A 16,541-nucleotide genomic window follows, 5' to 3' on the forward strand; every position below is an offset into this window, starting at 1 on the left:
AAATCAGCCTCTCGATCGTCAAACAGCCCGTCACCGGCACCGGTCACATAACAGACTGCATAGCGCGATCAGTTCTTGAACGAGTGGATCGGCGCCGGAATGCGCCCGCCGCGGGTCACGAACGCCTCGCACGAGGTGTTGTTGACCGGCATGATCGGCGCGTAGCCCATGAGTCCGCCGAAGTTGGCCATCTCACCCACGCCCTTGCCGTAGACGGGGATGACGCGCACGGCGGTGGTCTTCTGGTTGACCATGCCGATGGCGGCCTCGTCGGCGATCAGGCCGGAGATGGTGGCGGCCGAGGTGTCGCCGGGGATGGCGATCATGTCGAGACCGACCGAGCACACGCAGGTCATGGCCTCGAGCTTTTCGATCGTCAGGCACCCGGAGGCGGCCGCGTCGATCATGTTCTTGTCTTCGGAGACCGGGATGAACGCGCCGGACAGGCCGCCGACGTAGGACGACGCCATGATGCCGCCCTTCTTGACCTGGTCGTTGAGCATGGCGAGCGCCGCCGTGGTGCCGGGTGCGCCGACCTGTTCGAGGCCGATCTTCTCGAGCACTTCACCGACCGAATCGCCCACGGCCGGGGTGGGCGCGAGCGACAGATCGATGATGCCGAACGGCACGCCGAGGCGGCGGCTCGCCTCCTGCGCGACCAATTGCCCCACGCGCGTGATCTTGAACGCGGTGCGTTTGATCGTCTCGCACAGGAACTCGAAATCGCGTCCCTTCGCGGCATCCAAAGCCCGCGAGACGACGCCCGGTCCGGACACGCCCACGTTGATGACAGCGTCGCCTTCGGTCACGCCGTGGAAGCCGCCGGCCATGAACGGGTTGTCGTCGGGCACGTTGCAGAACGCGACGAATTTGACGCATCCGTACGAGTCGTTGTCGCGCGTGTTGTAGGCGATGTCCTTGATGACGCGGCCGAGCAGTTCGACGGCGTTCATGTCGATGCCGGTTTTGGTGGAGCCGACGTTGACCGACGAGCAGACGATGTCGGTTTCCGTGAGCGCCTGCGGCAGCGATTCGATGAGCAGCCGCTCGGCGGGGGTCATGGCCTTGGAGACGAGCGCCGAGTAGCCGCCGATGAGGTCGACGCCGACCTCCTTGGCCGCGCGGTCGAGCGCGTGCGCGATCTTGACGAAGTCCTCGCTGGTCTTGCAGGAGCTCGCGCCGACGAGCGAGATCGGGGTGACGGTGATGCGCTTGTTGACGATCGGGATGCCGTAGTCCTGTTCGATGGCCTGGCCGGTGGCGACGAGATCCTTGGCGTACGTGGTGATCTTGCGGTAGATGTTGTCGCAGGTCTCGTCGACGGTGTCGGCCGCGCAGTCGAGCAGCGAGATGCCCATGGTGATGGTGCGCACGTCGAGTTTTTCCTGCTCGATCATCTGGTTGGTCTCGTGGACCTCCATGATATTCAGCATGGTTGCGTTCCTTTCGATCGGTCCGGCGAGACTATATACGGTGCATCTTGGTGAAGATCTCCTCGCGCTGGCAGCGGATGCGCACGCCGATGTCGTCGCCGAGGTCCTCGAGGTTGCCGACCATGGCGCTGAATTCCTTGTCGGAATTGGAATAGTCAACGATCATCATCATGTTGAAGAAGCCGTCGATGATGGTTTGGGAGATGTCGAGCACGTTGACGTTGTGCTGGGACAGGTAGGTGCAGACGCGTGCGATGATGCCGACTGTGTCCTTGCCGACGACGGTGATGATTGCCTTGTTCATGGAGCTCCCTGCTCGAGACGAAAAACGGGTGTCTTCCAGTATATGGAAGACACCCGCCTCTTATGGTTTCCGTCTCACGCTCGGTGGGAACGGACAGGCCGCGAATGTCCGACGACGCATCTGCGGATCGGACGGATGCAGCCCGACGGCCCGCTCAAACGGCCAAGTCAGACGGCCAGCGCCTTGGTGTCCACGTGCACCGGCACGAGCTTCGGCTCCTCATGATGCTCCTTGAGCAGGAACGAGCATGCCAGCACGACCACCACCAGCACCATGCCGAACAGGTAGCCGTAGCGCGAGCCGTCCACGAAGCCCTGGGCGGGGTTCGTGCCGCCGGCGGCCGTGTAGTTCGCCTGGCCGAGTCCGAGCAGGCAGGTGGCCACGGCGGTGGCGATCGCGCCACACACCTGCTGCATGGTGTTCATGATCGTGCTGCCGTCCGCCGCCATGCGACCGGGCAGCGACTTGAGCGCCGCCGACTGCGCGGACTGCTGGATGAACGGGATGCCGACCATCACGATGATGTGCGCGGCGAGGAACAGCGCGACCGGCGTGGATACGCCGATGGCGCAGAACAGCGCGCCACCGATGATGGTCAGCGCCGAGCCGATCCAGACGAGCCGCTTCGCGCCGTGACGGTCGAACATGCGGCCGGCGGCGAGCGTGCACAGCGCGTTGATCACGCCGCCGGGCAGCATGAGCAGGCCGGCGACGGTGGAGCTCAGACCCATGCCACGCTGCAGTTCCTGCGGCACGAGGTACATGAACGCGAGCGTGCAGGAGAACGAGCAGCTGATCATGATGGCCGGCGTGCGGAACGCGGCGATGCCGAGCGCGCGCAGGTCGAGCAACGGGTCGGCGATGTGCAGCTGCCGGTATGCGTAGAACGCGAGCACGGCCACGCCGATGACAAGCAGCGCGATGACGGCGGCGGAGAAGCCCATGTCGCTGATGAGGCTCACGCCGGCGACGAGGCAGCCGAAGCCGATCGCCGAGGCGAGGATGGAGATCACGTCGACGTTCGGACGGGTGCGTTCGATCGGCGTGACGAAGAACAGCGCCGTGCACGCGATCGCGACGACCGCGACGACCGCGAACAGCGCGAAGATCGCGCGCCACGAGAACGCGCCGATAAGCGCGCCGGCGATGGTCGGGCCGATGACGGGCGCGAACATGATGACGAGTCCTGCGACGCCGTTGGCCGCGCCGATCTTGTGCGGCGGGAACACACGCATGATCGCCGCGTACATGGTGGGCAGCGCGATGCCGGTGCTGACTCCCTGCATGATGCGGCCGGCCAGCAGGATCGGGAACGAGGGCGCGACGGTGCATACGATCGCGCCGAGCAGGAAGCAGACCAGCGCGAACAGCACGAGCGTCTTGGCCTTGACCCACTTGAGCAGGAAGCCCACGCACGGCAGCACCACGCCGATGGCGAGCATGTAGCCGACGACCATCCACTGCGCGGTGCCGGACGAGATGCCGAAGTCGGTCATCAGGTCGGGCAGGGTGATGTTCATGGACGTTTCCGACAGCATGCCCAGGAACACGCTGATGTACAGGCCGAGCATGACCTTGTGCGGATGATCGAAATGCCTGGGCGCGTCCGGCACGAACGCGTCGTCGGACAGTTGGTTCTTGCGAATGGTTGTCTGGTTGGCGGACAACGGAATCCTCTTCTTCAAATCGATGTCGTTGCCGTCGCGCGGCACCCGCCCGGGCATGAGGCCGCGACCGCGGAATGCGGCATGCGACTTCATTGGCGAGCGCCGACAACCCCTAACGTCCGGGTCACGATCGGCAACAAAAAATCGCATGCCATGCGGCGGAAAATACGCCGGATGGCATGCGATTATTCAGACGAGACGCGATCGTAATACGCTTTTCGATTTTTCGTAAGTACGCCCGGGCGTGTCGCGCTACGCCTCGCGCGACGCCGAGGCCGCGGCGACCGCCGCAAGGGCCCTCGGCGCGTGGAAGCCACGCTTGGCGAACTCGTCGGCGATGAGCTGGGCGACCTCGTGGCCGCGGCCCTTGTCGACGAGCGCGATGATGGAGCCGCCGAAGCCGCCGCCGGTCATGCGCGCGCCGTACGCGCCGTTGGCGCGGGCGACGTCCACGGCCACGTCGAGTTCGGGCACGGTCACTTCGTAGTCGTCGCGCAGCGAATCGTGCGACGCGTTGAACAGGTCGCCGGCGGTCTTGATGTCGCCCGCGGCGAACGCGGCGACGAACTGGTCGACGCGGCCGATTTCGGTGACGACGTGACGCACGCGCTTGACCATCGTCTCGTCGCCGAGTTCGGCGACCTTCGCCAGCACGTCGGCGAGCGCGGCGGCCGGATCGTCGGCGGCCTCCACCTGCTCGCTGATCACGCGCAGGTTGGCGACGCCGAGCAGTTCGGCGGCCTTCTCGCAGGTCGAGCGGCGCTGGGCGTACTGGCCGTCGTTGAGCTGGTGCGGGGCCTGAGTATCGACGACGAGCAGTTCGAGACCGTACTTGTCGAGGTCGAACTCCTGCTGGGAGACGCTTTCGAGCGGCGTCAGGCCCGGACGGCAGTCGAGGCGGATCGCGTGTCCGGCGGTGCAGCGCATGGACGCGTTCTGGTCGAGACCGCCGGTGGAGGCGCCGGCCATCTCGTTTTCGGACTTGATGGCGGCGTCGATGAGCGTGACGCGGCCGGCGTCGGTGGAGCCGTAGCCGAGGCCGTACACGTCGTCGAGCGCGAGCGCGGTCGAGCAGGTCATCGCGGCGGACGAGCTCAGGCCGGATCCGAGCGGCACGCAGGAGACGAACGCGGCGTCGAAGCCCTGCACCGAGGAGAAGCCGGCTTCGCGCAGCGCCCACGCCACGCCGGTCGGGTAGGCGGACCAGCCGTCCACGCCGCGGGCGGCGAGACCGTCCAGATCGGCTTCGGCGACCTTGTCGGGCGCCACGTCGGAGACGACGCGCACGCGGGTGTCCTCGCGCGGGGAGAGCGCGATGAACGTGCGGTGCGGCAGCGCGATCGGCAGGCACAGGCCGGCGTTGTAGTCGGTGTGCTCGCCGATCAGGTTGACGCGGCCGGGAGCGGCCCACACGCCTTCCGGTTCGGAGCCGTAGGTCTTCGCGAACAGCGCCTTGGCCCGGGCCACGCCGTCCTCGTGGGAGATCGGTTCGATGAATTCAACAGCAGTCATTGGTGTTACTTCCTTGGTTGTATCAGTCGGTCGGCGATCGGCGCTCAGTCGGCGATGTCCACGTCGCCCAGCTCGTGGAAGCGCTTGGCGATGAGTTCCGGCGTGGTGTCGGAGATCCAGGCGGCCATGCCGGATTCGGAGCCGGCGAGGTACTTGATCTTGTTGGCGGCGCGGCGGAACGAGAAGAACTGCAGGTTGAGGCGGTAGTTCTCGCGGCGCGGGTCGTGGATCGGGGCCTGGTGCCAGGCGGCGATGTACGGCAGGTCCATGCCCTTGCCGTCGCCCTTGTCGAAGAATGCGTTGCCGCGCTTGAGCAGGTGCGAGTACATCGAGGCGAGGTCCCAGCGCTCCTGGTCGTTGAGCTGGTCGATGGTGAGCACGTCGCGCACCGGGGCGACGTGCACCTCGAGGGGCCAGCGGGCGGCGGCCGGCACGTACGCGACCCAGCTGTGGTTGCGCATGACGATGCGCTCGCCGGCCTCGATCTCGGCGTTCATGATGTCCTTGAGCAGGTTGCCGCCGGTCTTCTCGTGGTAGGCCTCGGTGTGCTTGAGCTCCTGCTCCATCTTCGGCGCGATGAACGGGTAGCAGTAGACCTGGCCGTGCGGGTGGGCGAGCGAGACGCCGATCTCCTGGCCGTGGTTCTCGAACGGGAAGATCTGCTCGATGCCGTCCATCTTGGAGATCTCGGCGGTACGGAACGCCCACGCCTCGACGACGGTGCGCAGACGCGACACCGGCAGGTCGGCCGGCAGGCCATGCTCGTTCGGGTCGAAGCAGATGACCTCGCAGCGGCCGGCGGCCATCTTCTTCTCCCACAGCGGGTTGCCGTCCACGTAGGTCACGTCTTCGGAGCGGCCGGGCACGCGCACCATCGACGGGAAGCGGTTCTCGAACACGACGACGTTGTAGTCGGTGTCCGGCACTTCGCCGTCCTGGTACGGGTCGCCGGGCTTGCGCGCGGCGAGCGGGTTGCCCTTGGCGGTCGCTCCCGGGCCGGCGGTGATCGGGCGGTTCATGCGCGCGGTCGCCATCGGGATCCAGTCGCCGGTGAGCGGGTCGCGGCGCATTTCGGGGGCCGCGTACGGCACCTCCTCGCCGGCGGCGTTGAGCTGGTTGGCGAAACGGTAGGCCAGCGGGCGCGGGTCGTGCAGCTCGCGCGTCTTCCTGCCGGAGACGTATTCCGGATCGTCGTCGAGATAGAAGAAGTCGCGGCCGTCGGCCAGCGTGGTCGGCGTGATGCGGATGTGCTCCTTCGCGTATTCACCCGGCGTGTAGTTGGCGAATTCTGCCATGAGAATCACTCACTTTCCTCTGTATGCTCGCTCTGATGGGCCAGGACGAGCTCCTTCACCAATTCCTTGGTCTTGTTCGCCGAGTCGGGGTCGAGCCCGTCGTCGGTGATCACCGTATCCACCTGGTCGAAGCGTGCGAACAGCGACAGCGAGGTGCAGCTCCACTTGGTGTGATCGGTAAGAATGATGGTTTTGTCGGCGATGTCCATCATCGCCATGTCGGTCGCGGCCTCGAGCGAGTTGGGCATGAGGAAGCCGCGCGGCAGCGACACGGAATGCGTGCCGAGGAACACGGTGTTGACGCGCAGGGAGGCGACGACCTTGTCGGCGATCGGTCCGACGAGCGAGTTGGACCGTGTGATCACGCCGCCGGTGACGATGACTTCGACGTCCTTGGACTCGAGCGCCTGCACGAGTTCGGCGACGGGGATCGAGTTGGTGAGGATCGTGATGCCGCTGGACTGCTGCGATTCGAGCAGGTGCTGCGCGAAGACGTACGCCGTGGTGCCGCCGCCGATGGCGATCACGTCGCCGGGGGCCACGTATTTGACGGCCTCCTGCGCGATGGCGTCCTTGAGGCCGATGTCCATCTGCGACTTTACGGAGAACAGCGGCTCGCTCAGCAGGGTGCTGGTGGTGACCGCGCCGCCGTGGACGCGCTTCAACAGTCCCTTGTCGGACAGTTCGGCGATGTCGCGGCGGATGGTCATTGCGGAAACGCCGAGTTCCTTGCTCAGCGCGGTGATGCGCACCGCACCGCGGGTGCGCAGCCTGCTCAGTATCAGATGTTGACGTTGTGAGGAGATCATTCGAACATTATCGCACACATACGCGCACAAACCAAACCGAAATGAGCGTTTCGCGTCACGACACGCCGACAAACACACAAATCATCCCAGCAAACCGCACAAAATCTCACGCATGGCGCAGCATCGCTTCTCCCCCGCCGGTGCCACAATGGGACGCATGACCTACGTATCCGAAAGCTTCTGGCACGACGCCGTGAACAAAGCCACCACCGATCTCTTCACGTTCGGCTATAAGAACATCGTCAAGCCGTACTTCGTGTTCAACCACACGCCCGACGCGGCGCACAGCCAGATGATCGACTTCTGCCGCATCACCAAGAACATCCCGCCGCTCATGTGGCTGCTGCGCGAGATGCTCGACTACACCGACCCGATCCTCGAGACGAACGTGATGGGCGTGGACTTCGCCAACCCGTTCGGCCTGTCCGCCGGCCTTGACAAGGACTGCGACATGCCGGTGCTGCTCGACAACGTCGGCTTCGGCTTCGAGACGGTCGGCTCGACCACCGCGCGCCCGTGCAAGGGCAATCCGCGGCCGTGGTTCCACCGTCTGCCCGAATACGATTCGATGCTGGTGCACGTCGGACTTGCCAACGACGGCTCGGCCAAGGTGATCGAACGCGCGGAGAAGGCATGGACGAAGGCGAAGAGCATGCAGGTCTCCGTCTCGATCGCGCGCACGAACGACGAGCAGTGCGGCGATCTGGACGAGGGCATCGAGGACTACTGCACGTCGATGCGCCGCGCGGCCGGCCGCACCGCGATGGTCGAGGTGAACGTGTCCTGCCCGAACACGCACGCCGGCGAGCCGTTCACCCAGACCCCGGAGGCGCTCGACCGCCTGTTCACCTCGCTCGACAAGGTCGGCCGCCCGCAGCCGACGCTCGTCAAGATGCCGCTCAACAAGCCGTGGGCCGAGTTCCGCGAGCTGCTTGACGTGCTCGCCGAGCACAACGTGCAGGGCGTGAGCTTCGCGAACCTGCAGAAGGACCGCACCGGCCTGGAGATCCCGCGCGACTGGGAGGGCGGCCTTTCGGGCGGCCCGACGTACCGTGCGAGCAACGCGCTGGTGCGCCAGGTGTACCGCGAGTACGGCGACCGGTTCGCGATCGCCGGCATCGGCGGCGTGTTCACGCCCGAGCAGGCGTATGAGAAGATCCGCTGCGGCGCGAGCCTGGTGATGTTCATCTCCGCGCTCATGTACCGCGGCCCCCAGCAGATCACCGTGCTCAAGCGCGGCCTGGCCGAACTGCTGCGCCGCGACGGCTACGAACACATGTCCGAAGCCGTCGGCGCGGACGCCTGATTTATTGCTCGACTCCTCTATCAGACATATAGTGAAGCTGACGGAGTCTTGGCCCCCTCACTGAGGGGGCTCCCGACGAAGTCGGGTGGGGGAGCTCTGCGGCCGTAGGCCGCCAACAAACGGCATCGCGCGACAGCGCGATGCCGCTCCATCTGGAATCAGTATGCGCCGCGCACATACTGCGGCTGATACGGCGCGTCCGCCGTCGACAGTCCCAGCTTGTACGCCGCACGCAACGGCCAGTACGGGTCGCGCAACGCGGCGCGCCCGATCTCGACCGCGTCCGCCTCGCCCTTGGCGACGATCTTCGCGGCCTGCTTCGGCTTGGTGATCAAGCCCACGGCGGTCACCGGCACGTCCGCACGGTCGCGAACCTGCGTCGAGAACGGCACCTGATAGCCGGGCTTGACCGGAATCGTCACGTTCGGCACGATGCCGCCGGTCGACACGTCGACCAGATCCACGCCGTGCTCACGCACGACCTTTGCCACGTCCACGGTCTGGTCGAGATCCCAGCCGCCGGCCGCCCAGTCGGTCGCGGAGATGCGCACGAGCAGCGGCATGTCCTCGGGGATCACGGAACGCACCGCGTCGACGATCTCCACCAGGAAGCGCATGCGTCCGGCCAGGTCGCCGCCGTACTCGTCGGTGCGCTCGTTGCTCAGCGGGTCGAGGAACTGCGAGATCAGATAGCCGTGCGCGGCATGGATCTCGATCGCCTGGAATCCGGCGCGCACCGCGCGGCCCGCCGCATCACGGAACTCGCCGACGATCCGGTGGATGTCCTCCACGCTCAGCTCGCGAGGCATCGCGTAATGCCCATAGGCGATCGGGCTGGGCGCCACGGTCTGCCATCCGCCTTCCTCGAACGGCACGCTGCCGCCGGAGAATCCGACGCCGAAGCAGCCGGTCGATCCCTTGCGGCCGGCATGGTTGAGCTGCACGGCCGGCACCGCGCCGGCCTCCTTCATGCCTTCGACGATCCAGCGCCACGCCTCGACCTGATCCTCGTTCCACAGGCCGGTGTCGCACGGCGAGATGCGTCCCTCCGGGGCCACGGCGGTCGCCTCGCAGATGATCAGGCCGAATCCGCCCATCGCGCGCGACACGTAATGCTGGTAATGGAACGGCGTCGGCTTGCCATCCCGGGCCACGGCCGAGTACGTGTCCATCGGCGGCATCCAGATGCGGTTGCGCACGGTCACGCCGCGCAACGCCATCGGGGAGAACAGCGTGGCGCCGTTCTTGCCTTTCTTCGTCTTCTTGCCGTTCTTGCCGTCTTTGACATCCTTGACGTCGGTGTCGCTCATCGTGCGCTTCCTTTCCCGAGTGCGAACCCGAATGCGAATCCTGACGGATCCGCGTGCCTCCCCCAACGAGGGTGCGCTTCCGCCATTGTACGACGAACGGTCATACGGCATATACGACGAACGCCCGCCGTAACGGGCGGGCGTTCCTATGGTCGGGCAACGTAGCGCGGCGCGGGACGCGCGGCTACTGGCCGCTGCTGGTCGTGCCGGACTGCTGGCTGTTGGAGCTCTGCTGGCTGGTGTTTCCCTGCTGGCTCGATGTGCCGCCGTTCGACTGGGTCGACGACTGTCCGTTCGATTGCGACTGGTTCGACTGTCCGGACTGGTTCGACTGAGTCGAATTGCCGCTGGTCGAATTGCCGCTGGTCGAATTGGACGAGCTGTTGTTGCCGTTCGTGCCGTTGGAGTTCGTCGTGTCGTTGTTCGAATTGTTCGTGTTCGTATACGTGCCCAGCGTCTTGCCCTGGATCGTGGTGACCGAGTTGCTGGACGTCGTGTACTTGGATACCGGCGTGCCATAGTCGTTGCCGACGTCCTTGCCGAGTCCCTTCTTGTCGGCGTAGGCGTCCATGAACTCCTTCCACGCCGGGGCCGCGATCGTGCCGCCGTCCCAGTAGCCGCGGTAGGTGCCGTTGATCGAGATGTTGGCGACGGGGTTCTGGATCGGGGCCTGCGCGTCGCCGACGAGCACGAACGTGGCGATCTGCTTGGGGATGAAGCCGCCGGTGGCCATGTACATGGTCTCGTTCGTACCGGTCTTGGCGAACGTCTTGCGTCCGCTGTCCAGCTTCGCGTACTGGCCGGCGCCGTCGGAGCGGATGGTGCCCTGGTTGAGCGCGTACGCGACGGTCTGCACGATGTCCTTGTCGATGGCCTGATGGCAGTTGGCCTTCGGCACGCTGATCTCCTCGCCGTTCATGCGGGTGACCTTCTTCATGGCGATCGGCGTGCATTCGACGCCGTCGGCCGCGAGCGTGGCGTACATGTTGGCCATGGTCAGCGGGGAGACGTTCACCGAGCCGATCATCATGGCCGGGTTGTACGTGGCCGGCACCTGGTCGATGGTCTTGAGTGAGCTGGCGTCGTGGTAGCCGGCTTCCGTGTAGGCGTCGGCCACGCGGCACAGGCCGATGATCGCGCCCATCGACGCCTGCGTGGTGTTGTGCGAGCGCACGAGGCCGAGGAACGGGCTTTCGGGGTTGACCGTGCCGTTGGTGAGCGCGTTCGTGACCGGCCACAGTTCGGTGGTGCCTGAATAGTTCTGCATCTTGCCGTTGTAGTTCTCGCACGCGAATTCGCTGGTCGCGTAGCTGGTGGTGGTCTGCAGGTTCTCGTTGATCGAACGCCCGGCCTCCATCCATGCGACCATGTTGAACGGCTTGATGGTCGAGCCGACGGGGAAGCCCGCGCCGCCGCCGTCCGCCGCGTCGACCATGTAGTTCATCGACGTCTGCGTCTGGTCGCTGGCGTCGCCGCCGGTGTACGTGCGGTTGATGCCGAAGCCGAGCACCTCGCCGGTGCCGGGTTTGACCGAGGCCATCATGATCTCGAATCCGCTGGCGTCGGTCGGCGGGATCGTGTCGCGCGCCGCCTTCATGAGCAGCTTGTTGGCGTCCACGTCGAGCGTGGTGACGATGCTCAGGCCGCCCTCCTTGAGCAGCTGGAGGCGCGCCTCCTTGGTCTTGCCGAATTCGGAGGAGTTGAGGATGCGCTGGGTCACGTACGCGCAGAAGAACGCGTAGTCGCCTGCGGCCTGGCAGCCCGCGGTGGGCGCCTGCAGGTTGAGCGTGTCCTTGAGCGGCGTGTTCTTGGCCTCGGTGTATTCGGCCTTGGTGATGTAGCCCTGCTCATACATGAGCTGGAGCACGATGTTGCGCTGGTGCTGCGATTCGGCCTGGTTCGCCTCGACGGACGGATCGTACTTCTCCGGGTTCTTCGTGATGGCCGCGATGGTGGCGGACTGCACGATGTTCAGGTCCTTCGCGCTGACGTTGAAGTAGCGGCGGGCCGCGGTCTCGACGCCGTAGAGGCGGTCGCGGCCGAACTGCGCGATGTTGAGGTAGCCCTGCAGGATCTCCAGCTTGGAGTACTTGCGTTCCATCTGCACCGCGATGAGCATCTCGCGGATCTTGCGCGCGTACGTGTCCTCGGCGGCATGGTAGCGGGCGATCGGGTCGTTGTCGCTTTCCGCCTGCGTGATGAGCACGTTCTTGACGTACTGCTGGGTGAGCGACGAGCCGCCCTGTCCGGTGCCCTGCGTCATGTTCGTGACGAACGCGCGCAGCACGCCCTGCACGTCGACGCCGGCATGTTCGAAGAAGCGCTTGTCCTCGCGGGCCACGACGGCCCAGCGCATGTACTTGGACACGTTCTTGATGGGCACGACGATGCGGTTGTCCTCGTAGAATTCGCCCATTTTCGTGGTGCCGTCGGAGGCGTACATGATGGATTTCTGCGGCAGGCTCGTCACGTCGAAGTCGATGCCCTCCACCTGAAGGGAGGGGACCAGCGCCTGCGTGGCCTTGTTGGCGGCGAACACGGCCGGCATGAGCAGCACGCTGGCCGCGATGCCGCCCGCGACGCACAGCGTCACGTAGGCCATGATCAGCGAGAGCACGCGTGCGACGGTAGGGGATTTCTTCTTGGGCATGCAGCTCATTCTAAGGGGCCGGGTCTACCGCACGGCTTTTCCGTCCCGTACGGCGCGCATTTCGTCACAAAACCCGCAATAGCCTAATATTCGCTGAACATTGGCTTGAAACGGCGGTTTGCGGTGCGTCACCGCCGCGAACGCCGGATCAGCATGCCCGGCTGGTAGATGACGATGGAGCGTCCCTTGCGTGCGATCCAGCCCCGGTTGGAGAAGTCGGTGAGCGCCTTGTTGACGGTTTCTCGCGAGGAGCCGACCAGCTGGGCCATTTCCTCCTGGGTCAGGTCGTGCGGCACGAGCAGACCGTCCTCCATCGGCTCGCCGAAGCGGCTGCCGAGGTTGAGCAGCGTCTTGGCGAGGCGCGCGGGCACGTCCATGAACACGAGGTCGCTGATGTGCTCGTTGTTGGAGCGCATGCGCGCGGCCATGACCTGCAGCATGTTGATGGCGACGCGCGGATGCTTGTCGAGCCAGCCGAACAGGGCGTCGCGTTCGAGCCAGACGACGTGCGTGTCGTCGGTCATCGCCACGGCGGACGCGGTGCGCGGGCCGCCGGTCGGATCGAAGACGGGGATTTCGCCGAGCACTTCGCCACGTGCATGGATGGACAGCAGCTGCACGCGGTTGTCGCTCGACGTGCGTGTGAGTTTGACCTTGCCGGATTCGAGCACGTACAGACGGCAGTCGGTGTCGCCTTCGCGGAAGATGAAGTCGCCTTTGTCGAGCGTGGTTTCCATGAGGTACGGCAGCAGCTCCTCGGCCTGGTCGGGGGCGACCTGGGCGAACAGCGCGGTGTGCAGCAGCGTGTTGCTTTCCTCTGGCATTTCGTTCGGCTTGCTTACGCTCATCGCACCTTCCTTGCTGTCGTTGATCATCGTCCGACCTGTCCGATCAGTCCGGACGACCCGGTTCCACGCACGAATGACCATATTATTGCAATCGCGCCGCATCCGCCCGCGGCGTTCCGTCTTTTTCCACGAACCGTGCGCATGGCCCGGCCGTATCGGGCACGATCGTCCCGGCGTCAGACGGCGTTCGCGCCGAGGTCGCGCAGATGCGCGATGAGCCGTTCGACGATCGCCCCGCGTTCCAGCCCGGTCTGCGAGCGCAATGGGTCGACGCGTTTGCGTGCCGACCGGACGGCCTTGTCGGACAGTTTTTCGGTCGATGTGTTGAGTATACGCATCATCTTGTCGGCGTCGATGTCGTACGCCATGGTCACGTGATGCAGGACCGCGCCGGGACCGTCCGATCCGGCCGGCGCGGGAAACCGGCGCTGCGCCGCTCCCCCGATCTTGCCGTGCGAGGAGGCGATGTCGTTGAGCCCCGCGAACCGCGCGTCCACGCCGATGCCGCGCAGCGCGTCGAGCAGCCACTGGTCGCACAATCGGTACGATTCCTCGATGGAGATGCCGGAGACGAACGGCAGGGGCGCGTACAGCGAGTAGGTGATCGTGTTGCCAGGTTCGATGAACATGGCCCCGCCGCCCGTGCACCGGCGTACGATGGCGATGCCTTCGCGCGCAGCCTCGTCTTCGTGCACTTCGTCCGGGATCGACTGGAATCGGCCGACGACGACGGCCGGCCCGGCCCATTCCCAGAACCGTACGGTCGCCGGCCGCGCTCCGGCCGCGACTTCGCGGGCCCATCGTTCGTCGACCGTCATCTGTTCGGTCGGCCCGCGCGGCACGTCATGTACGACGATCGGCCGCAGTGCCGCCCATCGTGCCCGCCATCGTTCCGTCTCGTCCTGCATACCGTGACCGTCCTGCGTATCCTGATCGTCGCGGACGTCATGGCCGTCGACGCGGACGGCCACGGCAGGTCCGACGGCATCGGCACCGCCGACACGTCCGGCGTCGCCGATCGCCCACGCATACGCCGTTGCGATCGCAGCCGCATCGGTACCGACCAATCGCACGCCGTGATCGACCGCATACCGGTCGATCAGCGTACGCACCGCTTCAGCCGGCACCGGTTCGACCGACGCGCCGGACCCGCCGCCGATCAGCATGCGTTCGATGTCGGCGATCATCGCGTTCGCCGCCGCGTCGTCGCCTTCGACGAAGAAGTCCCCGTCCAGCCGACATGCGACCTTCCGGCCGCTTGCCGGATCGACCGTCACACTCACAGCGACCAGCTTGCCGCCCGGCGTCTTGCATTCGCCCCGCATTGTCGTCATGGTCATGCAGCAATGATAAGGCCCCGCCTGCGCGGATGCGCGCGGACGGGGCCTTGTTCCAGCGTTTCAGCCGATCGGCATCGACGGTCAGATGCGGGCGAGGATGTCCTCTCCGACCTGATCGGTGGTGCGTTCGGTGGAGCCGAGCTCCTCGATGTCCGCCTCGACGGCCGCGTGGATCTTCTTGGCGGCGTCGTCGAAGCCGAGGTGCTCGAGCAGCATCGCGGCGGACAGGATCGCGGCGGTCGGGTTCGCGATGCCCTTGCCGGCGATGTCCGGCGCGGAGCCGTGGATCGGCTCGAACATGGACGGGTAGTCGTTGGACGCGTTGATGCAGCCGGACGCCGAATAGCCGACGCCGCCGACGACCGCGCCGGCCTCGTCGGTGAGGATGTCGCCGAAGAGGTTGTCGGTGAGGATCACGTCGAACTTGCTCGGGTTGGAGACGAGGAAGATGGTCGCCGCGTCGATGTGCGAGTAGTCGTGCGTGACTTCGGGGTACTCCTTGCCGACCTTGTCGACGATGCGCTGCCACATGTCGCCCGCGTTGACGAGCACGTTCTTCTTGTGCACGAGCGTGATGTGCTTGCGGCGCTTCATGGCCAGCTCGAACGCGTAGCGCACCACGCGCTCCACGCCGTACGCGGTGTTGATGGACACCTCGGTGGCGACCTCCTGCGGGGTGCCGCGACGGACCGCGCCGCCCGCGCCGCAGTAGAGGCCTTCGGTGCCCTCGCGCACGACGACGAAGTCGATGTCGCCCGGGTTCGCCAGCGGCGAGGTGACGCCCTTGTACAGCTTGGACGGGCGCAGGTTCACGTACTGGTCGAGCGCGAAGCGCAGCTTCAGCAGCAGGCCGCGCTCGAGGATGCCGGCCTTGATGCGCGGGTCGCCGACCGCGCCGAGAAGGATCGCGTCGGTCTTCTTGATGCGCTCGAGCTCCTCGTCGGGCAGGATCGCTCCGTCGCGCAGGTAGCGTTCCGCGCCGAGGTCGAAGGGTTCGTAGGTGAAGTCGGCCACGCCTTCGGCGGCCTTTTCGAGGGCCTTCTGCGCCCACGGGGTGACTTCCTTGCCGATGCCGTCGCCGGGGATCACGGCGATTGTGTATGTCTTGCTCATAGCACGCGAGACTACACGCGTGCCCACAGGCCGGCCGCAAGCCTCTCAGCCTGTGGACACGCGATCCGCGCCGCTCAGTGCAGGATGTTCATCATGCTCAGGCACCACGCGTTCTCGTAGGAGACCTCCTCCCACTGCTTGTAGCGCCCCGACGTGCCGCCGTGCCCGGCCTCGACCTCGATCTTGACGACCGCGTCCACGCCGGCGGCCTGCAGACGGGCCACCCATTTGAGCGGTTCGACGTACAGCACGCGCGTGTCGTTCATCGACGTGGTCACGAACAGTTTCGGGAACACGCGCACGCGCGGGTCGTCGGGGTCGGACGGCGCGTTCTCGTACGGCGTGTACGACTTCATGTACCGGTACACGTCCGCGTCGTGCAGCGGATCGCCCCATTCGTCCCATTCGGTCACGGTCAGCGGCAGCGACGGGTCGAGGATCGAGGTGAGCGCGTCCACGAACGGCACGTCCGCCTCGATGCCGGCGAAACGCGAGGGCGCCATGTTCGCCACCGCGCCCATAAGCAGGCCGCCCGCCGACCCGCCGTTGGCCACGGTGCGCCGCGGGTCCGCGAGCCCGGCGTCCTGCAGGGCGGCCGTCGCGTCCACGAAGTCCTCGAACGAGTGCATCTTGTGCAGCCTGCGCCCCTGCTCGTACCAGGCGCGGCCCATCTCGCCGCCGCCGCGGATGTGCGGCACGGCGTACAGCACGCCGCGGTCGAGCATGCTCAGACGCGCCACCGAGAAACCCGGATCGGAGCTGATCTCGTACGCGCCGTATCCGGTGATGAACATGGCCGAGGAGGACACCGGGATGTCGCGCCGCCACGCGAGCGAGACGGGGATCTGCTCGCCGTCGCGCGCGGTGATCCACACGCGGCGCTCCATGTAGTCGCGCGGATCGAAGTCGCCGAGCACGGTGGATCGTTTGAGCAGCCGGTCCTCGCCGGTCGCC

General features: G+C 66.0%; 13 protein-coding genes. 1 reads left to right on the forward strand and 12 read right to left on the reverse strand.

Annotated elements, in window-relative coordinates; translation table 11 throughout:
- Nucleotides 1-68: 68 nt before the first annotated feature.
- From JS533_RS11665 to JS533_RS11690, 6 genes are all read right to left on the reverse strand, one after another.
- Nucleotides 69-1,433, reverse strand: a complete 1,365-nt coding sequence (locus JS533_RS11665; protein ID WP_241514788.1) for a PFL family protein — start codon at nucleotides 1,431-1,433, stop codon at nucleotides 69-71.
- A 31-nt stretch (nucleotides 1,434-1,464) separates the two neighbouring features.
- Entirely contained in the window at nucleotides 1,465-1,737 is a 273-nt protein-coding gene (locus JS533_RS11670; protein ID WP_241514789.1) for an ACT domain-containing protein, read from the reverse strand.
- Between the two features lie 167 nt (nucleotides 1,738-1,904).
- Complete coding sequence (locus tag JS533_RS11675) at nucleotides 1,905-3,497, reverse strand: DHA2 family efflux MFS transporter permease subunit (RefSeq protein ID WP_241514791.1); 1,593 nt, start codon at nucleotides 3,495-3,497, stop codon at nucleotides 1,905-1,907.
- A gap of 159 nt (nucleotides 3,498-3,656) precedes the next feature.
- On the reverse strand, nucleotides 3,657-4,916 hold the full coding sequence (gene galK / locus JS533_RS11680; protein ID WP_241514793.1) for a galactokinase: 1,260 nt from the start codon (nucleotides 4,914-4,916) through the stop codon (nucleotides 3,657-3,659).
- A 44-nt stretch (nucleotides 4,917-4,960) separates the two neighbouring features.
- Nucleotides 4,961-6,211, reverse strand: coding sequence for a galactose-1-phosphate uridylyltransferase (galT, locus tag JS533_RS11685; RefSeq protein ID WP_241514794.1), 1,251 nt, complete (start codon nucleotides 6,209-6,211; stop codon nucleotides 4,961-4,963).
- 5 nt (nucleotides 6,212-6,216) lie between these two features.
- Nucleotides 6,217-7,020: a DeoR/GlpR family DNA-binding transcription regulator gene (locus JS533_RS11690; RefSeq protein WP_033495812.1), complete on the reverse strand. Its 804-nt coding sequence runs from the start codon at nucleotides 7,018-7,020 to the stop codon at nucleotides 6,217-6,219.
- Between the two features lie 157 nt (nucleotides 7,021-7,177).
- On the opposite strand from JS533_RS11690, the gene JS533_RS11695 reads away from it, so the two are divergent.
- Complete coding sequence (locus JS533_RS11695; protein WP_241514796.1) at nucleotides 7,178-8,326, forward strand: quinone-dependent dihydroorotate dehydrogenase; 1,149 nt, start codon at nucleotides 7,178-7,180, stop codon at nucleotides 8,324-8,326.
- A 158-nt stretch (nucleotides 8,327-8,484) separates the two neighbouring features.
- Here the strand turns inward: JS533_RS11695 and JS533_RS11700 are convergent, their stop codons facing one another.
- The 6 genes from JS533_RS11700 to JS533_RS11725 form a co-directional block, all read right to left on the reverse strand.
- On the reverse strand, nucleotides 8,485-9,636 hold the full coding sequence (locus tag JS533_RS11700) for an NADH:flavin oxidoreductase/NADH oxidase (protein ID WP_420838660.1): 1,152 nt from the start codon (nucleotides 9,634-9,636) through the stop codon (nucleotides 8,485-8,487).
- 184 nt (nucleotides 9,637-9,820) lie between these two features.
- On the reverse strand, nucleotides 9,821-12,295 hold the full coding sequence (locus JS533_RS11705; RefSeq protein ID WP_241514798.1) for a transglycosylase domain-containing protein: 2,475 nt from the start codon (nucleotides 12,293-12,295) through the stop codon (nucleotides 9,821-9,823).
- A 119-nt stretch (nucleotides 12,296-12,414) separates the two neighbouring features.
- Complete coding sequence (locus JS533_RS11710; RefSeq protein ID WP_241514800.1) at nucleotides 12,415-13,134, reverse strand: Crp/Fnr family transcriptional regulator; 720 nt, start codon at nucleotides 13,132-13,134, stop codon at nucleotides 12,415-12,417.
- Nucleotides 13,135-13,310: 176 nt separating this feature from the next.
- Nucleotides 13,311-14,468 (reverse strand): lipoate--protein ligase family protein, encoded by a 1,158-nt coding sequence (locus JS533_RS11715; RefSeq protein ID WP_420838661.1) that lies wholly within the window; start codon nucleotides 14,466-14,468, stop codon nucleotides 13,311-13,313.
- Nucleotides 14,469-14,555: 87 nt separating this feature from the next.
- Nucleotides 14,556-15,587: a 3-isopropylmalate dehydrogenase gene (locus tag JS533_RS11720; RefSeq protein WP_241514803.1), complete on the reverse strand. Its 1,032-nt coding sequence runs from the start codon at nucleotides 15,585-15,587 to the stop codon at nucleotides 14,556-14,558.
- Nucleotides 15,588-15,661: 74 nt separating this feature from the next.
- Nucleotides 15,662-16,541, reverse strand: an 880-nt coding sequence (locus JS533_RS11725) for a prolyl oligopeptidase family serine peptidase (protein ID WP_241514805.1), incomplete at its 5' end; no start/stop codon positions are given.

The organism is Bifidobacterium amazonense, from assembly GCF_018555435.2.
GTDB lineage: Bacteria > Actinomycetota > Actinomycetes > Actinomycetales > Bifidobacteriaceae > Bifidobacterium > Bifidobacterium amazonense.

Excerpts from the sequence above, each read along its gene's own strand:
- JS533_RS11665 (WP_241514788.1), bottom strand. The coding sequence starts at position 1,433 with ATGCTGAATATCATGGAGGTCCACGAGACCAACCAGATGATCGAGCAG.
- JS533_RS11670 (WP_241514789.1), bottom strand. The coding sequence starts at position 1,737 with ATGAACAAGGCAATCATCACCGTCGTCGGCAAGGACACAGTCGGCATC.
- JS533_RS11675 (WP_241514791.1), bottom strand. The coding sequence starts at position 3,497 with ATGAAGTCGCATGCCGCATTCCGCGGTCGCGGCCTCATGCCCGGGCGG.
- galK (WP_241514793.1), bottom strand. The coding sequence starts at position 4,916 with ATGACTGCTGTTGAATTCATCGAACCGATCTCCCACGAGGACGGCGTG.
- galT (WP_241514794.1), bottom strand. The coding sequence starts at position 6,211 with ATGGCAGAATTCGCCAACTACACGCCGGGTGAATACGCGAAGGAGCAC.
- JS533_RS11690 (WP_033495812.1), bottom strand. The coding sequence starts at position 7,020 with ATGATCTCCTCACAACGTCAACATCTGATACTGAGCAGGCTGCGCACC.
- JS533_RS11695 (WP_241514796.1), top strand. The coding sequence starts at position 7,178 with ATGACCTACGTATCCGAAAGCTTCTGGCACGACGCCGTGAACAAAGCC.
- JS533_RS11700 (WP_420838660.1), bottom strand. The coding sequence starts at position 9,636 with ATGAGCGACACCGACGTCAAGGATGTCAAAGACGGCAAGAACGGCAAG.
- JS533_RS11705 (WP_241514798.1), bottom strand. The coding sequence starts at position 12,295 with ATGAGCTGCATGCCCAAGAAGAAATCCCCTACCGTCGCACGCGTGCTC.
- JS533_RS11710 (WP_241514800.1), bottom strand. The coding sequence starts at position 13,134 with ATGAGCGTAAGCAAGCCGAACGAAATGCCAGAGGAAAGCAACACGCTG.
- JS533_RS11715 (WP_420838661.1), bottom strand. The coding sequence starts at position 14,468 with ATGACGACAATGCGGGGCGAATGCAAGACGCCGGGCGGCAAGCTGGTC.
- JS533_RS11720 (WP_241514803.1), bottom strand. The coding sequence starts at position 15,587 with ATGAGCAAGACATACACAATCGCCGTGATCCCCGGCGACGGCATCGGC.